Genomic DNA, 23,399 nt, shown 5'->3' on the forward strand with positions numbered 1-23,399 from the left:
GCGGCGCCGATCTAGCCGACCTGATCGGCCCCGGCCTGCTGCTCCGCCGCGCGGACCCGGTCACGCAGCTCGTATTTGACGATCTTGCCGGTGGCGTTCAGCGGGAGGGCGTCCACGACCTCGACCCGGCGGGGCACCTTGTAGTTCGCCATCCGCTTCCGGCTCCACGCGATCACCTCGGCCGGGTCGACGGTCACTCCCGCCCGGGGGATCACGAAGGCCATGCCGACCTCGCCGAGCCGTTCGTCGGGCACTCCGATCACGGCGACCTGCGCGATCCCGCCGTGTTCCAGCAGCATCGCCTCGATCTCCGCCGGGTAGGCGTTGAAGCCACCGACGATGAACATGTCCTTCTTGCGGTCGGTGATCCGGATGTTGCCGGCCTCGTCCTGCACCCCGATGTCGCCGGAGTGCAGCCACCCGTCGGCGTCGATCGCCTCGGCGGTCGCCTCGGGGTTGTCGAAGTAGCCGCGCATCACGTTGTAGCCACGGATGACGATCTCCCCGGGCTCCCCCGGCGGCAGCGGGGCGCCGGTGTCGTCGACGACCCGGACCTCCACCCCCGGAATGGCCCGGCCGGACGTCAGTGCGATCGTCTCCGGGTCGTCGCTTTGCCGGCACGCGGTGGCGGTGCCGGTGGTCTCGGTGAGGCCGTACGCGGTGAGCACCGTCTGCAGGCCGAGCTCCGAGCGCAGACGGCGGACCAGCTCGACGGGTACCGCGGCCGCGCCGGTGACGGCCAGGCGCAGGCTGGACAGGTCGTAGCCGGCCAGGTCGGTGTTGAGGATGCTCTGGTAGATCGCCGGCGGGCCGGGCAGCATCGTGATCCGCTCCTGCGCGACACGCCGCAGCACGCTCGGGACGTCGAACACCGGGTGCGGCACCAGCGTCGCGCCGACGAGCAGGCAGGCGAGCATCCCCGACTTGAGTCCCGCGGTGTGGAAGAAGGGGTAGACGAGCAGGTAGCGGTCGCCGTGGCGCAGCCCGACGAGCTGCGACCAGGAGGTGTAGACACCGGTCGACGCGCCGTGGGTGAGCATGGCGCCCTTCGGCGCACCGGTCGTCCCCGAGGTGAACACGATGTCGGACAGGTCATCGCCGCTCAGCGCCGCCGACCGTGCCGCCACCTCGGCGTCGAGGGCTCCGCGCTGCTCCTCGGCACGGGCGAGGAAGTCCGGCCAGCCGGTCGCCCCCGCCCTGCCTGCGGCTGAACCCAGGAGCACGATTTCCACCAACTCCGGCGGGGCCGGCTGCTCGGCGAGCATCGCCAGGTAGTCCGTGTCGAGGAAGCCGTCGACGACGAACAGGAGCCGGGAGCCGGCGGTACTCAGGATCCGGGCCGCCTCGGCGCCCTTGAAGCGGGAGTTGATCGGCGCGAGGACCGCCCCGGCCCGGTAGACACCCAGGGCGACCAGCGCCCACTCGCAGGTGTTCGGCGCCCACACCGAGACCCGGTCACCGGCGCGGACGCCCGAGGCCACCAGCGCGCGGGCCACCTCGGCCGTGCGCGCGTCGAGATCGGCGAAGGTGAGCCGCTGGTCGCCGTCGACGATCGCCTCGTCGTGTGGCCACCGCGTCGCCGCCCGGGCCAGCGCCGCCGGGATCGTCGCCGGCACCTGCTCAGGACTGTCCGCGGTCTCCGCCGACGCCACTTCCGCCGAGGCCTGGTGCGCCGACGCCATGCCGCCCGGCGCCGTGTCCGCCGGCGTGGTCACCGTTGTCGTCGCCGTGGTGTCTGCCGTCGTCACCGCAGCCTGTGGTCGTGTGCTCATGTGGCACCCTTCGCCGTCGGGAGGGCCGGCCCGGCTTCGAGCACCGATGTGCGGCCCGGTGCCGCGGCCGCCGGGACGGGCGCTATCACCCACAACGCGACACGCGACAGTCGCAGATTATATAAGTTATTCAATCGAAGGTCCGGAAGAACGGAGTGCTGGGATGCCCGACGCGACAGCGCCGCTCGCCGGCGTCCGGGTTGTCGACGTGTCGATGCTCGGGCCCGGCGCGCTCACGACACACCTCGCCGACCTGGGCGCGGACGTCATCAAGGTGGAGCCGCCCGGCGGCGACTACGTGCGGCGCATGGTCTGGCCGTTCGTCGACGGGGTGTCCCTGCTGCACCTGCACATCTCCCGGGGCAAACGCAGCATCGTCCTCGACCTGCGCACGCCCGAGGGGGTCGCGGTGTTCCACGACCTGGTCCGCGGCGCGGACGCGGTGGTCGAGGCGATGCGCCCCGGTGCGCTGGAGCGACGCGGCCTCGGCTTCGCCGCCCTGCGCGAGCTGAACCCACGGATCGTGCTGGCGTCGATCTCCGGCTACGGGGCGAGCGGTCCGTACCGGGACCTACCCAGCCACGGCATCGCCTACGACACCTGGGCCGGTGTGGTCGCCCCCGCCGTCGACGAGGACGGCTTCACCTACCTGCCCGACCACGCCTCGATCGGCATCCACGCGGGGCCCCTGTACGGGGCACTGACGCTGGTCGCCGCGGTGCTCTCCGCCCGCGAGACCGGGCAGGGCCGTCACGTCGAAGTCGGCCAGTCCGACGCCGCGGCCGCGATGGACTGGCTGCGGATCGAGACGTACCGGGCCTACCAGCGCCCCGAGGACGAGGTCACCGGCAACCCGTCCGACAACTACGAGCGCCGCCCCCCGGGCACCGGTGGGATGCGCGACGCCGTGCGCTACCAGGTGTACGCGACGTCCGACGGCCACGTGCTGTTCATGGCCTCGGAGCGGCGGTTCTGGCGCAACTTCTGCGCCGGGGTCGGCCGGATGGACCTGTACGAGGCCCGGCCCGGCGCCGAGTACGCCGACCACGCCCGCGGTGACATGGAGCTGCGCGACGAGCTGCGCAAGATCTTCGCCACCCGCACGACCGCCGAGTGGGTGCGCTTCGGCGGCGAGGTCGACACCACGCTGTCGCCGGTGAACTCACCCGAGGCGATCGACACCGACCCGCAGTTCGCCGACCGGCTGCCCTGGCTGCCGGCCGCCGACCTCGGCGTGGACGAGCTGCCGTTCCCGGTGCGCCTCGACGGCCGCAATCCCGTGCCGGCACGGCGGGCCCCGACCCCCGGGCAGCAGACCGCCGAGATCCTCGGCGAACTCGGCTACGACGACGAGCGGATCGCCGCCGCGCGCGCCGCCGGCGCGTTCGGGCCGATCGAAACACCAGACATCTGATCATCTGATCCTGTAGGCGAACAGCCGACCGGGGGTGGCGTTCCCACCCCCGGTCGGCGCGGATGGGAGGGCACGCCATGGGGCTGCTCGACGGCAAGGTCGCGATCATCACCGGCGCCGGCCACGGCATCGGGCGCGGGCACGCGCTCGAACTGGCCCGGCACGGGGCGAAGGTCGTCGTCAACGACCTCGGCGGATCGGTGCGCGGCGAGGGGCAGGGGCGGGCGGCCGACGAGACCGTCGCGCTGATCGAGAAGCGCGGCGGCACCGCGGTCGCCGACTACTCCGACGTGGGCGACCACGAGCAGTGCGGCGCGCTGATCAAGCGGGCCATCGACGCCTTCGGCCGGCTCGACATCCTCGTGAACAACGCCGGCATCGTGCGCGACGCGGCGATCTGGAACATGCCTCCGGAGGACTTCGACGCGGTCATCCGCGTCCACGTCCGCGGCACCTGGTCGACCTGCCACCATGCGGCGCGTTACTGGCGGGCGGCCGCCAAGAGCGGCGAGACCGTGCATGGACGGATCATCAACACCACCTCCGGCGCGGGGCTCGGCGGCAACTTCGGCCAGACCAGTTACGCCGCCGCCAAGGCGGCGATCGTCGCGATCACCCAGACGCTCGCGATGGAGCTGTACCGCTCAGGTGTCACGGTGAACGCGGTCGGCCCGTCCGGACTCACCCGGATCACCGCCAGCATCCCCGGCATGGGCGACTCGTTCGAGCCGGACGCGGTGGCCGACGACGAGTGGCACGCGATGGACCCGTCCAACAGCTCGCCGCTGGTCGCCTGGCTGGCCAGCGACGAGGCGGACCACGTGACCGGCCAGGTCATCCGCTCGATCGAGGACCGCATCATCTGGATGCAGGGCTGGAAGGAGCGCAAGGTCATCGCCGCCGGCCAGAAGCGGTGGGACGCGACGAAGCTCAGCGAGGTCATCAACCAGGACCTGTTCGAGACCCGCGCCCCCGGCATGCGTTTCTGACCCCAGGAGCCGAGGAGCCGAGAAGCCGAGGAGCCGAGAGATGCCCGTCGACCTCGCCGAGCTGCTGCGCCCGGCGCACACGGTCCTGCTCACCCAGGAATGCCAGAACGGCGTGGTCGGGGCCCAGAGCTCGCTGCCGGCGCTGGCCGCGGCGGCCCGGGACAGCGGCATGCTGGCCAACGTCGGCCGGCTCGCCGCGGCCGCCCGGGCCGCCGGGGCCGGGGTACTGCACGCCATCGCGGCCCGCCGGCCGGACGGCCGCGGCGCCAGCCACAACGCCCGGCTGTTTGCCGCGGTGGAACGCGCGCCGGTCCAGCAGTTGCTCGGCACCCCGGCGGTCGAGGTCGTCGACGAGATCGGGCGCGCCCCGTCCGATCTCGTCTCCACCCGGCTGGCGGGCCTGTCCCCCATCGCAGGCACGGACGCCGACGCCCTGCTGCGCAACCTCGGCGCCCGCACCCTGGTCATCGTCGGCGTGTCCGCCAACATCGCGATTCCCAACGCGGTGTTCGACGCGGTGAACCTCGGCTACCAGGTGGTCCTCCCCCGCGACGCGATCTGCGGAGTGCCCACCGACTACGCCGATGTCCTCATCGCGAACACTCTCTCGCTGGTCGCCACGATCACCACCACCGACGAGATCCTCGGAATCTGGCAGCCCTGACCCGCGAGGTACGACTCAGCGAGTATCAACAGCCGATCGCGCCACCCCGCAGCCGATGACCGTCGCGCTCAGGATTAGAGCTGACCCGACGAGTGAACGATTCTGGTCGTCCTGGTCCTGGAGCTGGTCGTAGTATCCAGCGCGGCCGCGGCGCGGAGCGGCGGAGCCGGACCGCTCCGCGCCTGGTTTGTTACCTGGCAAGCGTGAAGGATTTTGGTCGTTGGAACGACCAAAATCCTTCACGCTTGCCACCTCCCAACCTCCTCCAGCACCTCACGGTTCTCGGGTCGGAGCGCGCGGTGACCATATCCCGTCAAACTCTCCCGGTCCGGGGTCGTGCGAGCGAGGCTCGCGCTCCAACAACGCGACCGAACCCGGGATCCGGGCGAAAGCATCGAAAAGGCCGAAGATCTCGGACGCACCCGAGAGGGTGATGCGGTCCCGAGGAGTGGCAGATCCGGGCGATTACCCGCCACAGACCACGATCATGCCGAATCGCTCCGACTACTGAAATCCGCCGACTTTTCGGCTGGCGGCGGTCGGCGGGACAGTCAGGTTAAGGTTATCCACCGCTGCGGGGTACGGTGTAGTTTTCCACAAGTTCGGGGATGATCGGCGTACTCGCGAGATTTTCGCGAATGTGGAGTGGTGCCACCGACGCCGACAGAAACGTTCCCGCTCCACTGGCAGACGATTGCCGAGGAGCAGGACGGTGTCATCACGGTCGCCGAGATCGCCTACCGGCGTATCGAACGGCGCTACGGCCTTCCGGCCGCGCAACGGCAGGCCGCCGTCGACCTCGACGGCCGCCGATATCTCGACGTCTGGTACGCGCCATGGCGGGTCTGGGTGGAGATCGACGGTGCCGCACATCGGGAATCCCGCCAGTGGTGGGACGATCTCGCCCGACAGAACCTGGGCGTCCTCGACGACCGGCTCGTGCTCAGGTTCCCGACCTGGCTACTCCGCCAAGACCCCCAGCACGTTGCCGCGTTGGTGAAGCTCGCGCTCCACCAACGCGGCCGGATTCCTGATTCCGCTTTGAGGAGGTGACAAGCGTGAAGGATTTCGGTCATTGGGACGACAAACATCCTTCACGCTTATCCGGTAGCAAGACCAGCCGCGGCGGCGGCGCGGCGGCGCCACCGCGCCAGGTCCGCGCTGGTCAGGCGGTGGCGTTGCTTGCGAGGGCGGACAGGTCGGTGCCGGCGCCGGTGCGCTCGAATCGGCCCTTGTCGAAGGAGCGGGTGGTGACGTCGTGCCCGGCGACCTCCGCGCGCAGCGCGCCGACCGTGGAGCGCTCGCGCGGGCGATGCGCGAACGGGTCGAACGAGTACCAGCGCATCGCGTTCTCGAACGTGATCTTGTTCAGCTCGTCGTCGGGGACGTCGGCGGCGACCACGGCCAGTTCCTCGCCCGCGTTCGGCCAGGACGAGTCCGAGTGCGGGTAGTCGCACTCCCAGGCGATGTTGTCCAGGCCGATCATGTCCCGCAGCTTGATGCCCACCGGGTCGGCGATGAAGCAGGTCAGGAAGTGCTCGCGGAACACCTCGCTGGGCAGCTTCCCGCCGAAGTCCTGGCCCGTCCACAGGTGGTGCATGTCGTAGGTGCGGTCGATGCGGTCGAGGAAGTACGGAATCCAGCCGGTTCCGCCCTCGGAAAGGGCGATCCGGATCCCCGGGAACTTCTTGATCACACGCGACCACAGCAGGTCGGCGGCGGCCTGGCAGATGTTCATCGGCTGCAGGGTGATCATGACGTCGACCGGGGCGTCGGCCGCGGTCACCGACAGCTTGCCCGAGGAGCCCAGGTGGATCGACAGCACCACGTTCTCGTCGACCAGCGCCTGCCACAGCGGGTCCCAGTGCTCGTCGTGGAAGCTGGGCAGCCCCAGCGTCGCCGGGTTCTCGGTGAAGGTGATCGAGTGGCAGCCCTTGGCCGCGAGGCGGCGCACCTCCGCGGCCGCCAGGTGCGGATCCCACAGGATCGGCAGCGCCATCGGGATGAACCGGCCCGGGTAGGCCCCGCACCACTCGTCGATGTGCCAGTCGTTGTAGGCCCGAACGACCGCCAGGGCGAGATCCTTGTCGTCGGCCGCGGAGAACACCCGGGCGCTGAAGCCGGGGAACGACGGGAAGCACATCGAGCCCAGCACCCCGCCGGCGCTCATGTCCTTCACCCGCTCGTGGATGTCGAAGCAACCCGGGCGCATCTCGTCGAAGGCCGTCGGCTCGACGCCGTACTCCTCCTTGGGCCGCCCGGCCACCGCGTTCAGCCCGATGTTCGGGATGACCGACCCGTTGAAGGTCCACACGTCGGAGCCGTCGTCGAGCCGGCGCACCCGCGGCGCCACGTCGGCGAACCGGGCCGGCAGCCGCCCGTCGAACATGTTCGGTGGCTCGACCAGATGGTCGTCCACGCTGATGAGGATGAGATCGTCCGCTTTCATGCCGGGCCTCCGCTTCTGGGCGTGACATCACTGTCACGTTCGTCGTTGCCTGTCTGACAGCTGTTCACGCGCTGCGGGGTGCTCGCAGCCGGTCACGTATCCCGCGGACGTGATCGGCGAAGCCGGGCCGGTCGACGGACCACTGCTGCACGACGAGCTCGGCCGCGACCGCCGCGTCCGCGTCCGCGAGCGCGGCCGTGGTCCGCAGCGTCTCCTTGGTGCGGGCCACCAGGTCGTGCTGGCGCCCGGCGGCCCGCCGGGCCAGCCGGGTCGCGACCGCGGTCAGCTCGTCGTCGGGAACGCATCGCCAGGCCAGCCCGCTGCGGGCGGCCTCCGCGCCGGTCAGCCTGTCCCCGCAGAGCACGAGCGCGGCGGCGCCCTGGGTGCCGATCCGCCCGGCGAGGCGCCACAGATGACCGCCGCCGGGAGCGATACCGACGTCGAGGAAGCGCGGGTCGAACGACGCCGACTCCCCGGCGATGATGATGTCGCAGGCCAGCGGCAGGTTCACCCCCGCGCCGATGGCCGCCCCGCCGACGGCCGCGATCGTCGGCACCGGGGCGTGCGCGAGCGCGAGCATGCCCGCGTAGGTGTCGGCGAGCGGGACGCGCGGCGCGATCAGGTCGTCCAGGTTGCCGCCGGCGCAGAACACCGGCGGGGCCGCGGTGAGCACGATCGCACCGGCGTCCGCGGCGAGCACCAGCTCGACCGCCTCCGCGATCGCGCAGCTCATCTCGTACGACAGCGCGTTGCGATGCGCCGGGTCGTTCAGCGTGAGCACCGCGAAGCCGTCCACCTGCTCGACGGTCACCAGCGGCCCCGGGGCCGGCGCCACGCCCATCAGCCGGTGCTCCACTGGCCGGTGGTCCCGTCGGGCCGTTCGCCGGTGGCCGCGTGCGCGCCCAGTTCCTGCAGCGCCGCCGGATCGAGCGGAGCGCTGGCGGGGTTGAGCGTCACGTCGTCGAGCGCGATCCCTCCATACATGAGCGCGAGGGCCGTGCTCTGCGCGACCGCCGCGCCGACGTCGTCCACGTGCATGAAGTCGGCGGTGACCAGGCCGGAGGACGCCCATTTCGGCAGGAGCTCACCGAGGATGTCGTCGCCGAACTCCCGGTGGATCTCGGTGGGCATCGTCGCCCCGACCGAGAGGCGCAGGAACCGGTGCTCGGGGTGTTCGCGGCGCCAGCTGCGGATGGTGTGCTCGAGCGCGGCCTTGCTCGCCGTGTAGGCGCCGAGCCCGTGCACCGGGTTCCCGACCGAGTTGGACGACAGGTAGACGAACAGGCCCGGCTCGTCGCCCCGCGCGGTGACCGCGGCCGCGGTCACCAGCGCCGGTGCGGTCACGTTCGTGGCGAAGACGTCGGACCAGGTGGCGGCGTCCGTCCTCGTCAGCAGGCTCAGCGGGGAGTACCCGATCGGGAACAGCACCGCGTCCAGGCCGCCGAAGGCCTCGGTCGCCGCCACCACGGCACGCTCGCATTCGGCGTCCACGCGCAGGTCTGCGGGTAACGCGAGCCCGCCGTCCAGGGCGGCGACGACCTCGTCGAGCTGCGCGGCGCGCCGCCCGACCACAGCGACCCGCCCGCCGGCGCGGCCCAGGGCCAGAGCGGTCGCCCGCCCGATGCCGGACGACGCCCCCACCACCAGGAAGCGCCGGCCGGTCAGATCGATCGTGATGCCCATCAGATTCCCGTCAGTAGGCCGGTGAACAGAGGCGACAGAGGAGAAGGCGCAGCGCCGGCGGCGTCAGCCACGCGGCAGGCCGAGGATGCGTTCGGCGATCACGTTCAGCTGGATCTCGACGGTCCCGCCGCCGATCAGCTTCGGCGGCACCGTGAGATAGCCCTGCGCACGGGCCCCGGCCGGACCGTCGGCGACGGCGGCGCCGGGCCCGGTCCAGCGCATCGCCCGTTCGGCCACCCGGGTGGCCAGGGTGCCCGCCAGCACCTTGGAGACGCTCGACTCCGCCCCGGGGCGCAGCCCCGACAGGCTGCGCAGTGTGGTGCGCAGCGCCAGCGCGGCGAGCGCGTGCGCCGGCCCGAACGTCTCCCCCAGCTCCCGCAGGACGTCCGACTGCTCCGCCGCGAGGCCCGGCTCGCCGGCGAGCTCCACCAGCCCGACCGGGATGTGCTGCATGCCGCTGATGCTGACCCGCTCGTTGCCGAGCGTGGTGCGGGCCAGCGTCCAGCCCTGGTTCACCTCGCCGACCAGCCGGTCGTCCGGCACGAACACGTCGTTGAGGAACACCTCGTTGAACAGGAACCCGCCGTTGGCCTCCTGCAGCGGGCGGATCTCCAGCCCGGGGGCGGCCATGTCGACCAGGAAGTAGGAGATGCCCTTGTGCTTGGGGGCGTCCGGGTCGGTGCGGGCCAGGCAGATGCCGTACTGCGCCTCGTGTGCCTTCGACGTCCAGACCTTCTGCCCGTTGAGCCGCCAGCCGCCGTCGACCTTCTCGGCGCGGGTGGACAGCGCGGCGAGGTCGGAGCCGGCGCCGGGCTCGCTGAACAGCTGGCACCATTCGATGTCGCCGCGCAGCGTCGCCGGGACGAAGAAGTCCCGCTGGGCGTCGGTGCCGTGGGCGAGGACCGTCGGCAGCGCCCAGTCACCGACGATGAGCATCGGCGGCGTCAGGCCGGCACGCTCGTACTCACGCTGGATGACGAGCTGCTCGATCGGGCTCGCGCCGAGGCCGTACGGCCGCGGGTAGTGCGGCACGACCAGCCCTTCCTCGGCCAGGCGCAGGCGCCGGGCGGGGCCGTCGGCGGGCAGCGCCGCGACCTCGGCGAGGATGCCGGCGATCCGCTCCCGGAACGCCGGGTCGGCGTCGGAGAGGTCGACGTCGAAGTCGCGGGACGTCGTCCGGACCCGCTCGCCGAGCTCACGCTGCCAGCGGCTGGCCGGGCCGAGCAGGTTCTCGAGCACCATCGCCCGGCGCCAGTAGAAGTGGGCGTCGTGTTCCCAGGTGTAGCCGATGCCACCGAGCAGGGTGATCGTCGCGAGGCCGAGGTCGGTGGCGCCGGGCAGGCAGACCGCCGCCGCCCCGGCCGCCGCGACGGCGAGCTGCTCGTCGCTCTCGTCGAGCGCCCGGGCGCCGTCCCACGCGGCGGCGGCCATGGTCTGGACGTCGACGAACATCCGGGCGCACTTGTGTTTGATCGCCTGGAAGGAGCCGACGGGCCGGCCGAACTGCTCCCGCACCTTGACGTAGGCGACGCCGGTGTCGACGCACCACTGGGCGAGGCCGGTCGCCTCGGCGGCGAAGAGCACCGCGGCGACGGCCCGCACCTGCGCGGAGCCGACCGCGACGCACCGGTCGGCGCTGATCAGCACGTCGTTCAGGGTCACCGGGCCGACGGCTCGGGTGTGGTCGACCGGCTCGCCGGCGCGGACGTCCACCCCGGGGCCGGGCTCCACGACGAACCAGATCTCGTCACCGGCCGGTGCGGTCGCACCCAGCAGCAGCAGGGTGGCGCCGGGCGCGCCGAGCACCGGATCGGTCGTACCGCTCACCCGGTAGCCGCCGTCCCCGGCCGGCTGCGCCGACAGCCCGGTGACCGACAGCGCGGTGGCCCCGACGGACCCTTCCGCCAGTGCCGGCAGGGTCCGCTTGCGCAGGTCGTCATCCCCGTAGCGGGCCAGCACCGAGCTGGTCAGCAGGGATGGCAGCAGCGGCCCGGGGAGCAGGCCGCGCGCGGCCTCCTCGACCACGACCGCCAGCGCCACCGGCCCGGCGCCGGCCCCGCCGTGCTCCTCGGGCAGGTGCAGGGCGGTCAGCCCCTGTTCGACGACGCCCGGCCAGTAGTCGGGCAGTGCGCCGCCGACCCACTCCGGCATCGCCGCCCGGACCGCGGCGGACGGCGCGTGGCGGGCCACGAACCCTCGCACCGAGTCGGCGAGTGCCGCGTGGTCGTCGTCAAGACCGATGGACACGTCTGTCTCTCCTAGCTGCCGTTAGCTGCCGTGCCGCTGCCGGCTCAGGCGTCCAGTTTCAGAACTCGGCGGGCGTTCTCATGCAGGAACTTCGGCCACACCTCGTCGCGGAACGGGACGTCCTGCATGTCCCGCATGATGCGCTCGAGGGTCAGCCCCATGGGGAAGTAACCCGCGTAGATGACCTTGTCGGCCCCGCGCCTGTTCGCGAAGTCGATGATGTCCTTCGGGTAGTACTTCGGCGCGAAGGCGGACGTCGAGTAGTAGAGGTTCGGCCACTTGAGCAGCAGCTTCACCGCCAGCTCCGTCCACGGCTCACAACCGTGCCGGGTGACGAACACCAGGTCCGGGAAGTCGTACATCACCTGGTCGATGAGCTCGACCTTCTGCGGCGCGAACGGCAGCCGCGGGCCGGGCACCCCGGCGCAGACGAAGATGGGAATCCCCAGCTCGACGCACTTGGCGTAGATCGGGTACATCTTCTCGTCGTTGATCGCGACCTGCGGGTAGGTGCCGGCGGGGAAGACACCCACCGCTTTCACCCCATGGGTCTCGTAGTCGGCGACCAGTCCGCGAACACTGCCCATGACATCCGACGGGTTCTCGATCGTCGCGCTCGGCACGAACCGGTCCGGGAAGGTACGCAGGGCCACCTGGGCGGCTTCACCGCGGCAGCCGATCAGGCCCTTCTCGACGTTGTAGCGGTCCATCTCGCCCAGCGTGACGCTCACCGGGTCATCAGTGGGCAGATCGTGCGGCACGCTCTTGAACATGTACTCGGCCGGGAACGCGAACGCCCTCGACTCGGAGTCCTTGAGCTGACGCCGGATGAAGTCGTACTGGGAGGAGTCCTTGGTCGGAAAGGCGATCATCGTGTCGATGACCGGGACTCCCAGGGGAAACGCCATGGCTTCATGATCCTTCGGAGGTCGGCAGGTGGTGGCGGGCAGGGCCGGCGGGCGTCGACCGGCGGGTCAGGTCCAGATCAGCGTCGTAGTGGTCATCCGCGCCGAACGCTCGCAGCGCCTCATCCGCCATGCCGCACCTCTCCCGGGTCACGGTGACCTTCGACGATGCCCAGCAGACCAGCTGGCCGGCCGGCTGTCAGCACCGGAGGCGCCGTCGTCAGGTCGAATATAATATTCAAACTGCGAACTGGCACCTGCCGTGCCGCCGCAGACCTCCCGAGGAGACACCCGTGACCGACGCTGTTGTTGTGTCGACCGCCCGCACCGCCATCGGGAGGGCCCGCAAGGGCTCCCTCGTCGGGCTGGACGCCTTCGCCCTCGCCGAGGCGGTCGTTCCCGCTGTGGTGGAGCGCGCCGGCGTGCCCGTCAGCGACATCGACGACCTCGTGCTGGCCGAGAGCTACCAGGGCGGTGGCGTGATCGCCCGGCACACCGCGGTGCGCATCGGCCTGACCGACGTGTCGGGCCTGGCCACCAACCGGCACTGCGCCTCCGGCCTGAGCGCCGTCGCGATCGCCGCCGCCGGCATCCGCGCCGGGATGGAGAAGGTCGTCGTCGCCGGCGGCACCGAAAGCCTCAGTAACCAGATCCTCGGCTCGCGCCGCGACGCCGACGGCAACCAGAAGATCTGGATGTCCCCGCCGAACCCGGACACGCCGGAGGCGCCCTCGTTCGACATGCCGATCACCGTCGGTGAGAACACCGCCCGCGAGATGGGGCTGACCCGCCGCGACGTCGACGAGTGGACCGTCTACACCCAGGAGCGCGCGCTGGCCTCCATCGACTCCGGCGCCTTCGTCGACGAGATCATCCCGCTGGACGTCACCCTTCCCGACGGCACGACCAAGCGGTTCGACACCGACGAACACCCCCGCCGCGGGACGACCCTGGAGCGCCTCGCCGAACTGCCGGTGATCCGCCCCGACTACCCGAACCCCACCGTCACCGCCGCGAACTCGGCCGGGCTCAACGACGCCGCCGCCGCGGTCACCCTGACCAGCGACGACTACGCCGCAACCCACGGCCTCGCCCCGCTGGCACGGATCCGCTCCTGGGCCACCGCCGGGATCGACCCGGCGCTGACGGGCCTCGCCCCCACACTGGCGATCCCCAAGGCCCTCGACCGCGCCGGGCTGACCATTTCCGACATCGCCCTGTTCGAGATCAACGAGGCGTTCTGCTCGGTGCCGGTCGCCGCCATCCGCAAGCTCGGCCTCGACCCCGCGATCGTCAACGTCAACGGCAGCGGCGCGAGCCTCGGCCACCCGATCGCCGCGACCGGCGCCCGGATGATCGTCACCATGATCGGCGAGCTTCGCCGGCGCGGCGCGAGCCTGGGCGTCGTCTCCATGTGCGCCGGCGGCGGCATGGGCGCCGCAATGGTCATCGAGATCATCTGACGCATCGGTGAGCCGCCCTGAGTTCCTCGGAGGCCAGGGCGGCTCAGACGCACCCTTTGGCTACTGCTATCCCGCATAGACGAAGCGCCTCTCTCCGGGGCGATAAGCGCTCCGCTCTCAGCCATCTACATTCACCCACAATATAAGAGCCATCTACATTCACCCACAATATAAGACCGTCAAGCTTCACGACCACTTGTTTATATTGACCCCAGTGGCGACTTCCGCGCCGACGGCTACCCAAAGCGCCCTTTTTGCACCTACCGATGGACCGCAGAAGGCCCCGCAGCACAATCGGTCCCGAGAGTCCGGTCAGGGCGAACGGGATCGCCAACGACAAATTATCCGCGGATACCGGCGAAAACGCCAGGGCGCGCAACCGCCGATCCTGCCACAAGTCCATCGACCGAAATTCACCTTCCAGTTCATGTCCGGTCGAAGGACCAGCGTTTCTACCGTCGGGATCGTGGATCCTGACGGGGACCTGCCTCCGACGGTCGGAACCCGTCGGAAGTACCACCGCGGGCGGGGCGATGACAGGCCGTTGCCCGCTGCGCACGGAGCCCCCGGCGCACCGGTCTGTTACTGGTGCGCCGGGGGCTCCGCGTATTCCGCCGACTCGACGTTGAAGGTTTTTCTACCAGCCGGTGACCGGCTCACGGATCAGGGTGTGTGACGGGATGTATTCGCCGCATCACCAGGCCCAGCCCGACGCCGTAGACGGGCAGCAGTATGAGCAGCAGCGATGGATTTATATGCGCGACCAGGACCACGCCCATCGCCGATCGCCTCCCTGGGGGGCACCGGACAAACCCTGCCAGCCAGCAACCCACAAACGATCAACATGACCTGGCCGTCACTCACGTTCGGAGATCAACGCTTTCCGTCGTACTTATTCTGCGCATCCCCCAGGGCGCGGACGACTGACTCGGCAATCGAGGAAGCGGGATCCTTTCGAAGGGTACGATACTCGTCAAGGCGCAGCTCTCGACCGCTTTTCAAGGATACGACGGGAATTTTCCAGGGAAGGATCTCTCCCGCATCGACAACGATCGAGGAATCAATCTCATCCCAGCCGATCCGCCGACTCCTCTGAAGTCTGACAAAAGATACCCCAGTCTCTCCGATGACTACTCGAAGGCGAAGGATCCTGACAATCGCGAAAATGGCTGTCGCTGCGATCAGGCCAGCGACGATTCGACCGCCGACGCCGCCGGCATCCTCAGACGGGACCATGAGGCCGGCTACACCAACGAGTGCGAACCCAAACGCGGGAGCTGTCGCCAGCCAACGGTAGAGACGTGGCCGCAGAACCACACCGTCGACACTCATCGTCGCCTCCACCTGGTCAGGGTGCGTAGTAGCTACGGTTCCGCCGCCTGGAGAAGCCACCGGCAAAGTTTGCGCCCCCGCTCAGGCCGCCTCCAGCCTTCAGGATCAACTTAGTGTACTTGCGGTCAAATCTTACCGCGCTGCCGGCCTTCTTCAGTGGCAGCCACACGCCGCCGTAGTTCATCGTCGAGAAGATCGCGTCACCGACGTTCGCTCTCAGCGACCTACGGAATCCCTGGTGCTGGATTCGGTAGGAGGCCCGAGTGACGAAGGCGAGGGTCTGGGCTCCGGCGCAAAGCAGGGGGCCGCCGAAGCAAGCCGCCAAGGCAAGTCCACCGGTGATCTGTCGGCGATACTTCCATGCCTTCTTCGCGGCCTTCTTCGCCCATCCGAACATGCGTCCGTCGAGGTCGAGGGTGTTATAGGGGTCCTGGTGGGCGTAGTCGTAGGGGTTGTCGGAGCCGCCGGGGACGGGGTCGGTGGAGAGGAAGCGGCCGAGGTTGGGGTCGTAGAGGCGGACGCCCATGAGGGTGAGGCCGGAGAGGGTGTCGCGGGAGCGTTGTTTGGCGCCGAGCCATCCGTAGCGGGCGTAGGCCGCGGAGCTGAAGTAGGGGACGCCGAACTCGGTGGATTCGCTGTAGCTGGTGATGGAGCTGGCGGTGGTGGTGTCGTCGACGGTGGCGATGATGTCGCCGTGGAGGTTGGCGAGCTGCAGGGTGACCGCGCCGGTGTCGGTCTGGGTGGCGGCGAGGTCTCCGCCGATGCCGGTGATGTTGCGGGTCCAGGTTGCGCCGGAACCGATCCAGGCGGCGCTGTCGCCCGAGGCAGAGGTGTAATGATTGGTCGTGGTGGTGGCGCCGACGGTCCAGGAACGCAGCCGGCGGGCTGGGTCTAGGGCGTAGGTGCGGGTGGTACCGGCGACGGTTTCGGAGGCGACGAGGTCGTTCACGTAGTAACCGATGGTCGCCGAGCTGCCGGCGGGTGGGTAGGGGTCGGTGGTGGTGCGACCGAACAGGTCGTAGGCGAAACCGGAGTTGGTGAGCCGGTCGGCCTGGTCATAGGTGAATCCGTAGCCGGTTGGGGTGGTGCTGGTGGAGCAGGTTCCTGTTTCGCTGCCGCCGGCGTCGGGATAGCTGGTGAGCGCGGTCCGGTTGGAATCCGGGTCGTAGGTGTAGGCGCGGGTGGTGCAGGAGGCGGGGCCGCCGTATCCGACCGTGTCGGCGACGGAGGTGAGTCGTCCGGAGAGGTCGTAGCCGAGGTTTTTCGCGGAGACCGGTGAGGTGTCGAGGCGGACCTGTTCGTGGATGGAGTTGGCCTGGGTGAAGGCCAGCCAGGGTGTGCCACTCTTGGCGTAGGTGAGGCTGGTGGGTTCGGCGTTGTTGTCGTAGCGGGTGGTGGCGACCAGACCGTTTGGGTAGGTCTGGGAGGTGAGTTTGCCGTCGGCGTTGTAGGCGGCGGTGAAGGTGGACGGTGCCGATCCGGCGCCGACGTTCAGGCTGGTCACCAGGCCGCGGTGCTCGTTCGCGCCGTCGTAGGTGTAGGTGTAGATGCCCTTTCCGTCCGTCGACGAGGTGACCTGGCTGTCGATGTCGTAGCCGGTGGTGGAGGTGTTCCCGTCGGCGTCGGTCTGGGAGGTCACCCGGCCCCAGCTGTCGTAGCCGGTGGTCAGGGTGATCCCGCTCGCGGTGGTGGTCGTGGCCTGGCCGGACGCCGGATCGTAGCCGTAGGTCGCGGTGGGGATCGTGGTGCCGCCGTCCGCGGCCGGGCTCGCCACGACCGCCTCGGACGTCTTACGGCCGGCGGTGTCGTAGACGTAGGTGGTGGTCCGGGTGGTGCTGTTGACCGTCTCGACCTCGGTCAGGACCTGGTTGAGGCTGTTGTAGGTGTACGTCGACACCGGCAGCGGGTTGCCTGAGGAGGGCTGTGCGGCCGGGCCGCTGGTGCAGGCCAGCCCGGTGCGGGAGGCGTTCACGCAGCTACCGGAGCCGGTGGCGGTGTAGTAGGTGGTGACGGTGGTGAACGCGTCGGTGCCGGCGGCGTTCGCCTTCGGCTGGCGCGACTCGACCGTGTTCCCGGCCGCGTTGTAGTAGGTGGTGCGGACGATGTCGGGGGTGGAGCCGCCGCCCATCCAGGTGGCGACCGTCGTCGGCTTGCGCAGCGCCCAGCCGGAGGTGGACGGGTCGGCGCCGGTCTTCGCCTCGTAGCCGTTCACGGTCTTGCGGGAGTCGACGTCCGTCCCGTTGGCCAGGCGGGTGCTGGTGGTGATCGTGGTTGCCAGCCGGTACGGGTCGGTCGAGGAGGGGGCGCCCTGGTCGTAGTCGGTGTGCTCGTGCTGGCGGGCGGAGTAGCGGGCGCCGGCGTTGTCGACGATCTGGTGGGTCGGGCCGTAGGTGTCGGTGACGGTCACCCCGTCGGAGCTGTAGACGGTCTGTTCGTCGAGCAGTTGGGAGCGGGCCGCGGAGCTGGTCAGTGCCGCCACGGTCATGTCCGTGTCGGCTGTCGGGGTGAGTGCCTGGTTGCGGTTCTCCGCAGACAGGCTGCGGATGGTGTTGCCCTTGCTGTCGTGTTCGGTGGTGCTGATCTGCCAAGCACCGTTGCCGTAGGAGGCGGAGTTGACCTGTTTGCCGTCGGCGTTGAGATAGGTCAGGTCGGCGTAGGGCCAGTCCGCCGCGGCGGGGACGGCTGCGGGGACGTGGCCGGCCGGGAAGACCGCCGCCCCGTACAGCGGGATGTCGGTCTGCGCCCAGTTCGCGACCTGGGCCGGGGCCAGGTCGATCGGCGCCCCCGTCCCGGTCACGGCCACGTCGTAGACGACCGTCTGCGTCGCGGTTCCCCCGCCGGGCGCGGGCCGGGAGGCGGTGTACAGGCGGGCGGCGCCGTCGTAGGTCAGGGTCCAGGTCGCCTGCCCGGGTGGGGTGATCTGGGCGAGGCGGCCGGCGGCGTCGTAGGCGTAGGTGGTGGTCAGGCCGGTGCGGGGGTCCTTCGCCGAGCGCAGCTTGCCGGCCGAGTCGTAGGCGTAGGCGGCCACGTTGACCGGGGCGTCGCCGTTGAGGGACATCGCGACCGAGGTCAGCCGGCCGGTGTAGTCACCCCAGGTCGCCGGGTCGGTGCCGGTGCCGGTCGCGGTGGTCGAGGCGGCGTAGCCGATGGTCAGCGCCCGGCAGCCCGCGACCAGGGTGGTGCAGGTGACGCCGGCGGGTACCGGGGCGAGGATGCGGGTGGTCCGCCCGGAAGAGTCGGTGGTGAAGGTGGAGGTGGTGTTCGTGCCCGGTTCGATGACCTGGCTGACCCGCCACACCGTCGCTCCGCCCACGGTCTGCGCGGCGTAGATCGTGCGGGTGCCGTCGACCTCGGTGAGGGTGAACTGGGTGGCCGAGTCCTTCACCAGCTTCGACCCGTCCGTCGCGACGTCCCCGACACCGATGTAGGTGTACGGGTAGGTGCCGGAACCGGTGCGGACGTAGATGTCCTGCACGCCGTTCTCGTCGGTGAGCGCTGCGTAGCCGTCGGTCGCTGTGTAGTCGGTGAGGGTGCGGTCCGCGGAGCCGGCGTCCGGGCCGGGCATGCTCGCCGTCCACCCTGGGCCGAACACCCCGACTGTGCCGCCCACCGCGAGGGTGGTGAAGGAGCGGCCGACGGTCAGATCGCCGGTGTAGGTCGGCATCGAAACGTCGGTCGCCGAGACCGAGTAGTCGCCGGTCAGCAGTGCGACGGTGCCGGGGCCGACCGGCTGGGTGGCGTCGGCGTCGGCGAACGCGCGCCGGGCGAACTGCACAGTGTGCAGTGGAGCGCAGGACACGGTGTTCGCCGCGTCCCGGAAACATGCCTGAATCTGCACCGGTCCGTCGGGTGCGCCGAACCCGGTCAGGGTGGTGTTGAGGTCCCAGGTCAGCTTGTCGAACAGACCCGACCCGTTACGGTTCATCGGCCAGGTGGGGTGGGTCGACGTCCCGGCGATTGTCACGTCGGCGGTCGGGACGTCGCTCCACGCCGTGGCGGTGTTGGTGCCCATCCGGTACTGGAACGTCACCTTCGTCTGCGCCGCGGGAGCCTGCCCTTCCAGCGTGGCGTACCGCTGGACCCGTACGCCCTCGGCCGGCTGCGCCAGCGCCCCTGCGCCGACCCCGAACCCGTACGACACCACCGACGAGAGGTTGCCCGACTTGTCCTTGGTCCGCAGGTAGAGGGTGTGCAGCCCACCGCCCGGGCTCAGCGTCGGGGTGGTGGTCGCCGTCGTCTCCGTGGCCGGTGAGGGCTGGTCGAGGCCGTAGAGGAACGACTGGGTGTCGCCACCCGGGGACGTCCAGGAGAAGGTGCCGGAGGTGGCCGTGCCCCAGCCCCCGGACGCCCAGGCCGCGGAGCTCAGACCGGTCGGCGCGGCGGGGGCGGTGGTGTCGACGGTGAAGGGGATCCACCCGGACCAGGCCTGTGAGTAGTCGACCCCGTCGTAGGCGCGCGACCGCCACTGATACGCCGTCCCGTTGGTGAGCAGGCCCGAGGGCACTGTCCACGAGCCGACCGAGTTCGACGTCACGTTCGTCACCGACCCACTGGTGACCATGGTCGTCCCGGCGGAGTTCCACACCTCGAAATCAAGCCGGACGGGGCTGCCTTCGGGATCCAGCGAGGCGCCCGACAGCGTCGGGGTGGTGGTGTTCGTCAGCACCATCGCCGGGGTGCCGCCGCACTGCGCCGAGCACGGCTTGGTGAAACGGCCGGCGACCGTGCCCGGATACGAGTTGTACGTGGTGGAGATGTTCGGGGCCAGGAACGTGTCGCCCGAGTAGAAGTACTTGAACTGGTTGGCATCCGACTCGTTCGGCGCCCGCAGGGTGAGGGTTTCCGGTGATGGATAGCCGTTGTGCGCCCAGGCGTCGACCAGCCCGGTGATGTCGATGTTCGTGCCGCCCGAGGAGGTGCACGATCCACCGTTGTTGAAGGTGGCGCTCCCCCAGGTGATCCCGTCCGCGCTGGGTTGGGTGGCCCAGGTGGTGCCCGCGCCCATCCCCCCGGCTCCCTGCACGGTCGTCGGCTGGGTCGTGCAGGTCGCGGATCCTGCCTGCCACAGGTTCAGCACGGCGGAGGTGACGTGCTTGCCCTTGATGGCCGAGTCGTCGAAGCGCAGGAAGGACCGGTTCACCGCCGCGCCGGCGTAGTTCCCGACCCGCAGGTACTCGTAGGTGTCGTAGTTCGTGGTCGTGTAAACGTTGTTGACGTCGGTGTCGAGGTTGTCGGCGAGGGTGGCCGCCGGGTCGATCGTGACCGGGTACTGCCGGGCCGGGTCGGTGAGCCAGCCCTTGTCCGGCTTCAGCGCCAGCGTGGGCCTGTCCGCCTTCGCGGTGTCGAGTGTCGCGGCGACGTCGCGGACCCGGTCGGGAAGCTTGCTGGTCGCGTTGACGTGGGAGTCCCACATCAGCGGCACGGGCGAGCGTGCGGTCACCTTCCCGCCGGCGGACATCCGCAGCTCCCCACCGGGGGTACGGGTGGCGGTGACGCCCTTCAGCCGCATCGGCAGGGACAGTGCCGCCTGCGCGGCGGCCGGGGTGTGCGCGACGATCTGCACGTCGTAGCCGGTCGGGAAGACCTTGACGACCAGGTCGGTGTCCTTGGCGACGCCCTTGTAGGTGGCGGTGTTGTCCTTCAGCTCCGGGGCGGGCAGTGCACCTGGCCAGCCGAAGGCGATCTCCCGGTCACCGTCGACGAGGGTGGCGACGTCACCGGCCTTCGAACCGCCGGCCGACAGCTCGACACCCGCCTTCGTGACCTTCGGCGTGACCTTCCCGTCGGCGAGGACCAGTGTCGAGTCGACGTCGACCCAGTCCTCCCCTCGGCGCACCCGACGGATGCCCGAGTACGAGTCGACGGTGACCGTGCCATCCGGGTTCACGAACGTCGAGGTCGTCTCCGTCCGCTCACCGGTGACCTCGATACGGCGCTTCTCCGCACGTGCCGTGAGCTGCGCGGAAACAAAATCAGGCCGTTCCGCCGGCCCGGCCGCGGCAGGAGCCGGCGCTGGGGCGGGATCCTCGGTTGCGGCCTGCGCGGCCTTCTGGCCGGTCGGCAGAAAGTCGACAACCGTCGCCGCCAGCAGCGCGGCTAACAGCACACACAAGAACCGGGATGTCCACCCGCGACGCAACACGCCATGCCGCTGCACGCCAACTCCGTTCGTCCAGGCGAAACGCTGGAACAAAAGCAGGACAGCGCGGTCGGATGGCCGCTTCTGCCAAACACCGCGATGGGCACCAAAAAATGGCAGAGGCGAAGACCGGTGGACAAGTGTGGCCCGGACGGGAGCCCTGGGGTAGGGGAACGGAAAGTAGTGAGCCCATCGCAGGCGCCGGGCGCCTGATCACGGAAGGTAGGCGGGACGCAAAAAATAAAATGCACATAACAGGCATTTCGCCCATGGGTACTCGCGCTAAGCGACGAGTGCGGGCACGCTGCGTGCCATATGAGATGGAGCACACAGTGGTGAGTTACCTGGATGAAACATTCATCTGCTGGATGCAGCCCTGAGGGCGTTGCCATCCACCGCCCGAGTGGATCGGTCTGGTCACCCTTCCGGGGAGGACGGCGTACCGAGGGGGCGGCGGCGAGCCACTGTGGTTCGTGAACTGCGGAAACACATGAGCAGTACGGAATTTTTCTCGTTCCGGTAGCAGGGATTGCCGGCTCATGCCATAGTCTCCGTCGGCCCCACATGGGCGGGGGGTGGACGCGTCCGCAGCCGAAAACTGCAGGTCCGCTGTGTGGCCACAGGTTCAAGCCGGGAGACGGCCATCGCGTCTTCTCTGCAACGGCGAGCGCCTGGAAGCCGAAACGCATGCGTGCCTGACCGGTTCGTGAGCACAGGAGCATCCATCGCATGAGCCGTCCGACCAGATATTCACCGCCCTTCCGGGCCCGGGCGGTGGCCCAGGTCGCCCAGGTCCGATCCCGGCACCGCTCGGAATGGTCGGCGATCGAGAGCGTCGCGGATGCCCTCGGCATCAGCCGCGAGGCGCTTCGGGGCTGGATCCGTCAGGCCGAGGCCGAACCCGAGGTCGAGCGAAGGCGACCGTCGACGTCCGATCGACAGCAGGCGGAGATCCGCAGGCTCACCGCGGACAACGCAAGGCTACGCACGGTGTTACGCGTCCTGCGTGCCAGCAACGGCGATGCACGCGCCACCGAACCGGGCCAGGGCCCTGTCGACGACGGTGCAGATGGTCGCCAGGCCGGTGCGGGGCCGCCAGAGCGCGAGGTGGTCGACCCACACGCCCTTTCAGCTCCTCGGCCCACCCCCACCACGGCTGGCTCGGCGCCAAACAACGCTCCCGCGACACCCGCCGCGGCCTCACCCTCGTGGGCGTCCGCCTCGACGACCCCAACATCGGCCGCTTCCTCTCCACCGGCCCCGACTCCGGCGGCCTCGACCTCGACGGAAAATCATCCTGGCGGAAAGCGTGGCGCTGGGTACGCGGAGGATGGTAAGGCGTGAGAATCGCCAGATGTTACGCCGGTCGGGAGATGGATGCCTGGAGGCCGGTGGTGGTGGATGCACTTCCTGGCGGGCGCGGGCTCGATGGTTGTTGCCGCCGGTCTCCACCCCTGCCGGCTGCGCGCCCGTCGTAGGTTGACGGTAGCCCTGGTCGGCCTCGCCTGCGTAGCACTGGCCTCGGCCGTTGGAGAGCTGGCGGCGCTCGGCACTGCCGGCGGGGTGTTCCTGCTCGCGATCGGATGGGTTTTGTGGAGCTGGCAGCTCCGAATCGCCGGAGATCTCGGATACCGGCGGGCGGCCGAAGTTCCCCCGCCAGTCAGGGTGCGCTCGGAGTGGCTGCCGTTGAATCCCTTCTTTGCAATCCGCTATATCGTCAGGATGAAGAACGATCCGTACTCGAAACGGGTGACGGAGCCCGAATACTTTGATTTCGACGGGTTGTGGGAGGCTCTGCTGATCCGTGTGAAGCATCTCGGCAGGAGAAGGCGGTGAGGCCCTGGTGGCGGCGTGGACGGTGAAGGGCCCGCAGCACGCTCGGCGACCGCGGCGATGAGCACGCCGGAAATTGTCCTCGAGCTGCGTCGGGTGTTGCCGCCAGCGGCTCAGGTCACCTGGAATCATGTCTTCGGCAACGCTGATCACTTCGATCTCTTCATTGAACGCGCCGACGGATCCACGCTCTTCGCGACCTTCGCCACCTGGATCGACGAGGCTCGGGTCTCGATTGACGACTACATCTTCGAACCCGTCCCGAACGAGGTGTTCACCGAGTTCGCCAGGATGTTCGTCGCCGATCTTTTCACGATCCGCGCCACCCGGAGGCCGTTCCTGCGTTGGCTCCAGTTTTCAATGGTGGTCGACGGAGTCTCCTACTCCTCGTTCCGAAGAGCCAAGAACATCGAGCCCTGGGAGGAGTCTCACCTGAGTTTCGCGACCGAGCCGGACGGCTGAGCGCCCGGGCTCGCGGGAAACGGTGGTGGTTTCTCGGCCGGGCCGCC

18 protein-coding genes and 1 pseudogene are annotated in these 23,399 nt (G+C 69.6%); 8 read left to right on the forward strand and 11 right to left on the reverse strand.

Translation table 11 applies throughout. The features are described from left to right. Nucleotides 1-11: 11 nt before the first annotated feature. Nucleotides 12-1,772: a FadD3 family acyl-CoA ligase gene (locus AWX74_RS06630; RefSeq protein WP_226930852.1), complete on the reverse strand. Its 1,761-nt coding sequence runs from the start codon at nucleotides 1,770-1,772 to the stop codon at nucleotides 12-14. Nucleotides 1,773-1,935: 163 nt separating this feature from the next. Between AWX74_RS06630 and AWX74_RS06635 the strand changes: the two genes are divergently transcribed. The 4 genes from AWX74_RS06635 (at nucleotide 1,936) to AWX74_RS06650 (ending at nucleotide 5,892) form a co-directional block, all read left to right on the forward strand. Beyond that, nucleotides 1,936-3,186, forward strand: a complete 1,251-nt coding sequence (locus tag AWX74_RS06635) for a CaiB/BaiF CoA transferase family protein (protein WP_091272685.1) — start codon at nucleotides 1,936-1,938, stop codon at nucleotides 3,184-3,186. Between the two features lie 77 nt (nucleotides 3,187-3,263). After that, nucleotides 3,264-4,175 carry an SDR family NAD(P)-dependent oxidoreductase gene (locus tag AWX74_RS06640; protein ID WP_091272688.1) on the forward strand — a complete coding sequence of 304 codons (912 nt, stop codon included), beginning with the start codon at nucleotides 3,264-3,266 and terminating at the stop codon, nucleotides 4,173-4,175. Nucleotides 4,176-4,215: 40 nt separating this feature from the next. Continuing rightward, nucleotides 4,216-4,839: an isochorismatase family protein gene (locus AWX74_RS06645; protein WP_091272690.1), complete on the forward strand. Its 624-nt coding sequence runs from the start codon at nucleotides 4,216-4,218 to the stop codon at nucleotides 4,837-4,839. 648 nt (nucleotides 4,840-5,487) lie between these two features. Next, entirely contained in the window at nucleotides 5,488-5,892 is a 405-nt protein-coding gene (locus AWX74_RS06650; protein ID WP_226930851.1) for a hypothetical protein, read from the forward strand. Nucleotides 5,893-6,004: 112 nt separating this feature from the next. Here the strand turns inward: AWX74_RS06650 and AWX74_RS06655 are convergent, their stop codons facing one another. The 6 genes from AWX74_RS06655 to AWX74_RS41970 form a co-directional block, all read right to left on the reverse strand. Next, nucleotides 6,005-7,288, reverse strand: coding sequence for an amidohydrolase family protein (locus AWX74_RS06655; protein WP_091272692.1), 1,284 nt, complete (start codon nucleotides 7,286-7,288; stop codon nucleotides 6,005-6,007). Nucleotides 7,289-7,352: 64 nt separating this feature from the next. Further along, a complete protein-coding gene (locus AWX74_RS06660; protein WP_091272964.1) occupies nucleotides 7,353-8,129 on the reverse strand; it encodes an enoyl-CoA hydratase-related protein in 777 nt (258 codons plus the stop codon). Then, entirely contained in the window at nucleotides 8,129-8,971 is an 843-nt protein-coding gene (locus tag AWX74_RS06665) for an SDR family oxidoreductase (RefSeq protein WP_091272694.1), read from the reverse strand. Before AWX74_RS06665 ends, AWX74_RS06660 begins: the two co-directional genes overlap by 1 nt. 63 nt (nucleotides 8,972-9,034) lie before the next feature. Beyond that, nucleotides 9,035-11,218, reverse strand: coding sequence for an acyl-CoA dehydrogenase family protein (locus AWX74_RS06670; protein WP_091272696.1), 2,184 nt, complete (start codon nucleotides 11,216-11,218; stop codon nucleotides 9,035-9,037). A gap of 44 nt (nucleotides 11,219-11,262) precedes the next feature. Beyond that, a complete protein-coding gene (locus AWX74_RS06675) occupies nucleotides 11,263-12,126 on the reverse strand; it encodes an amidohydrolase family protein (RefSeq protein WP_091272697.1) in 864 nt (287 codons plus the stop codon). 4 nt (nucleotides 12,127-12,130) lie between these two features. Further along, nucleotides 12,131-12,256, reverse strand: coding sequence for a hypothetical protein (locus tag AWX74_RS41970; RefSeq protein WP_278184617.1), 126 nt, complete (start codon nucleotides 12,254-12,256; stop codon nucleotides 12,131-12,133). Between the two features lie 160 nt (nucleotides 12,257-12,416). Here AWX74_RS41970 and AWX74_RS06680 point away from each other — a divergent pair, with 160 nt between their 5' ends. Next, a complete protein-coding gene (locus AWX74_RS06680) occupies nucleotides 12,417-13,586 on the forward strand; it encodes a thiolase family protein (protein WP_091272699.1) in 1,170 nt (389 codons plus the stop codon). A 656-nt stretch (nucleotides 13,587-14,242) separates the two neighbouring features. On the opposite strand, the gene AWX74_RS41975 is transcribed toward AWX74_RS06680, so the two are convergent. The 3 genes from AWX74_RS41975 to AWX74_RS06685 all read right to left on the reverse strand — a co-directional run bounded on the left by AWX74_RS41975 (nucleotide 14,243) and on the right by AWX74_RS06685 (nucleotide 21,024). Next, on the reverse strand, nucleotides 14,243-14,365 hold the full coding sequence (locus AWX74_RS41975) for a hypothetical protein (RefSeq protein ID WP_278184618.1): 123 nt from the start codon (nucleotides 14,363-14,365) through the stop codon (nucleotides 14,243-14,245). A 94-nt stretch (nucleotides 14,366-14,459) separates the two neighbouring features. Next, nucleotides 14,460-14,918, reverse strand: a complete 459-nt coding sequence (locus AWX74_RS39415; RefSeq protein WP_131799414.1) for a hypothetical protein — start codon at nucleotides 14,916-14,918, stop codon at nucleotides 14,460-14,462. 16 nt (nucleotides 14,919-14,934) lie between these two features. Further along, a complete protein-coding gene (locus AWX74_RS06685; RefSeq protein WP_242666109.1) occupies nucleotides 14,935-21,024 on the reverse strand; it encodes a DNRLRE domain-containing protein in 6,090 nt (2,029 codons plus the stop codon). 762 nt (nucleotides 21,025-21,786) lie between these two features. Here AWX74_RS06685 and AWX74_RS42415 point away from each other — a divergent pair. Beyond that, nucleotides 21,787-22,020, forward strand: a pseudogene (locus tag AWX74_RS42415) (transposase); the annotation flags it as partial. Nucleotides 22,021-22,050: 30 nt separating this feature from the next. Here AWX74_RS42415 and AWX74_RS41980 read toward each other — a convergent pair. Next, nucleotides 22,051-22,179, reverse strand: coding sequence for a hypothetical protein (locus tag AWX74_RS41980; protein ID WP_278184619.1), 129 nt, complete (start codon nucleotides 22,177-22,179; stop codon nucleotides 22,051-22,053). Nucleotides 22,180-22,458: 279 nt separating this feature from the next. Here AWX74_RS41980 and AWX74_RS06695 point away from each other — a divergent pair, with 279 nt between their 5' ends. Beyond that, complete coding sequence (locus AWX74_RS06695; RefSeq protein ID WP_091272702.1) at nucleotides 22,459-22,893, forward strand: hypothetical protein; 435 nt, start codon at nucleotides 22,459-22,461, stop codon at nucleotides 22,891-22,893. Nucleotides 22,894-22,908: 15 nt separating this feature from the next. Then, nucleotides 22,909-23,352 (forward strand): hypothetical protein, encoded by a 444-nt coding sequence (locus AWX74_RS06700; RefSeq protein WP_091272704.1) that lies wholly within the window; start codon nucleotides 22,909-22,911, stop codon nucleotides 23,350-23,352. Nucleotides 23,353-23,399 lie beyond the last annotated feature (47 nt).

The sequence above is a fragment of the Parafrankia irregularis genome, from assembly GCF_001536285.1.
Lineage (GTDB): Bacteria > Actinomycetota > Actinomycetes > Frankiales > Frankiaceae > Parafrankia > Parafrankia irregularis.

Excerpts from the sequence above, each read along its gene's own strand:
- AWX74_RS06630 (WP_226930852.1), bottom strand. The coding sequence starts at position 1,772 with ATGAGCACACGACCACAGGCTGCGGTGACGACGGCAGACACCACGGCG.
- AWX74_RS06635 (WP_091272685.1), top strand. The coding sequence starts at position 1,936 with ATGCCCGACGCGACAGCGCCGCTCGCCGGCGTCCGGGTTGTCGACGTG.
- AWX74_RS06640 (WP_091272688.1), top strand. The coding sequence starts at position 3,264 with ATGGGGCTGCTCGACGGCAAGGTCGCGATCATCACCGGCGCCGGCCAC.
- AWX74_RS06645 (WP_091272690.1), top strand. The coding sequence starts at position 4,216 with ATGCCCGTCGACCTCGCCGAGCTGCTGCGCCCGGCGCACACGGTCCTG.
- AWX74_RS06655 (WP_091272692.1), bottom strand. The coding sequence starts at position 7,288 with ATGAAAGCGGACGATCTCATCCTCATCAGCGTGGACGACCATCTGGTC.
- AWX74_RS06660 (WP_091272964.1), bottom strand. The coding sequence starts at position 8,129 with ATGGGCGTGGCGCCGGCCCCGGGGCCGCTGGTGACCGTCGAGCAGGTG.
- AWX74_RS06665 (WP_091272694.1), bottom strand. The coding sequence starts at position 8,971 with ATGGGCATCACGATCGATCTGACCGGCCGGCGCTTCCTGGTGGTGGGG.
- AWX74_RS06675 (WP_091272697.1), bottom strand. The coding sequence starts at position 12,126 with ATGGCGTTTCCCCTGGGAGTCCCGGTCATCGACACGATGATCGCCTTT.
- AWX74_RS41970 (WP_278184617.1), bottom strand. The coding sequence starts at position 12,256 with ATGGCGGATGAGGCGCTGCGAGCGTTCGGCGCGGATGACCACTACGAC.
- AWX74_RS41975 (WP_278184618.1), bottom strand. The coding sequence starts at position 14,365 with ATGGGCGTGGTCCTGGTCGCGCATATAAATCCATCGCTGCTGCTCATA.
- AWX74_RS39415 (WP_131799414.1), bottom strand. The coding sequence starts at position 14,918 with ATGAGTGTCGACGGTGTGGTTCTGCGGCCACGTCTCTACCGTTGGCTG.
- AWX74_RS06695 (WP_091272702.1), top strand. The coding sequence starts at position 22,459 with ATGCACTTCCTGGCGGGCGCGGGCTCGATGGTTGTTGCCGCCGGTCTC.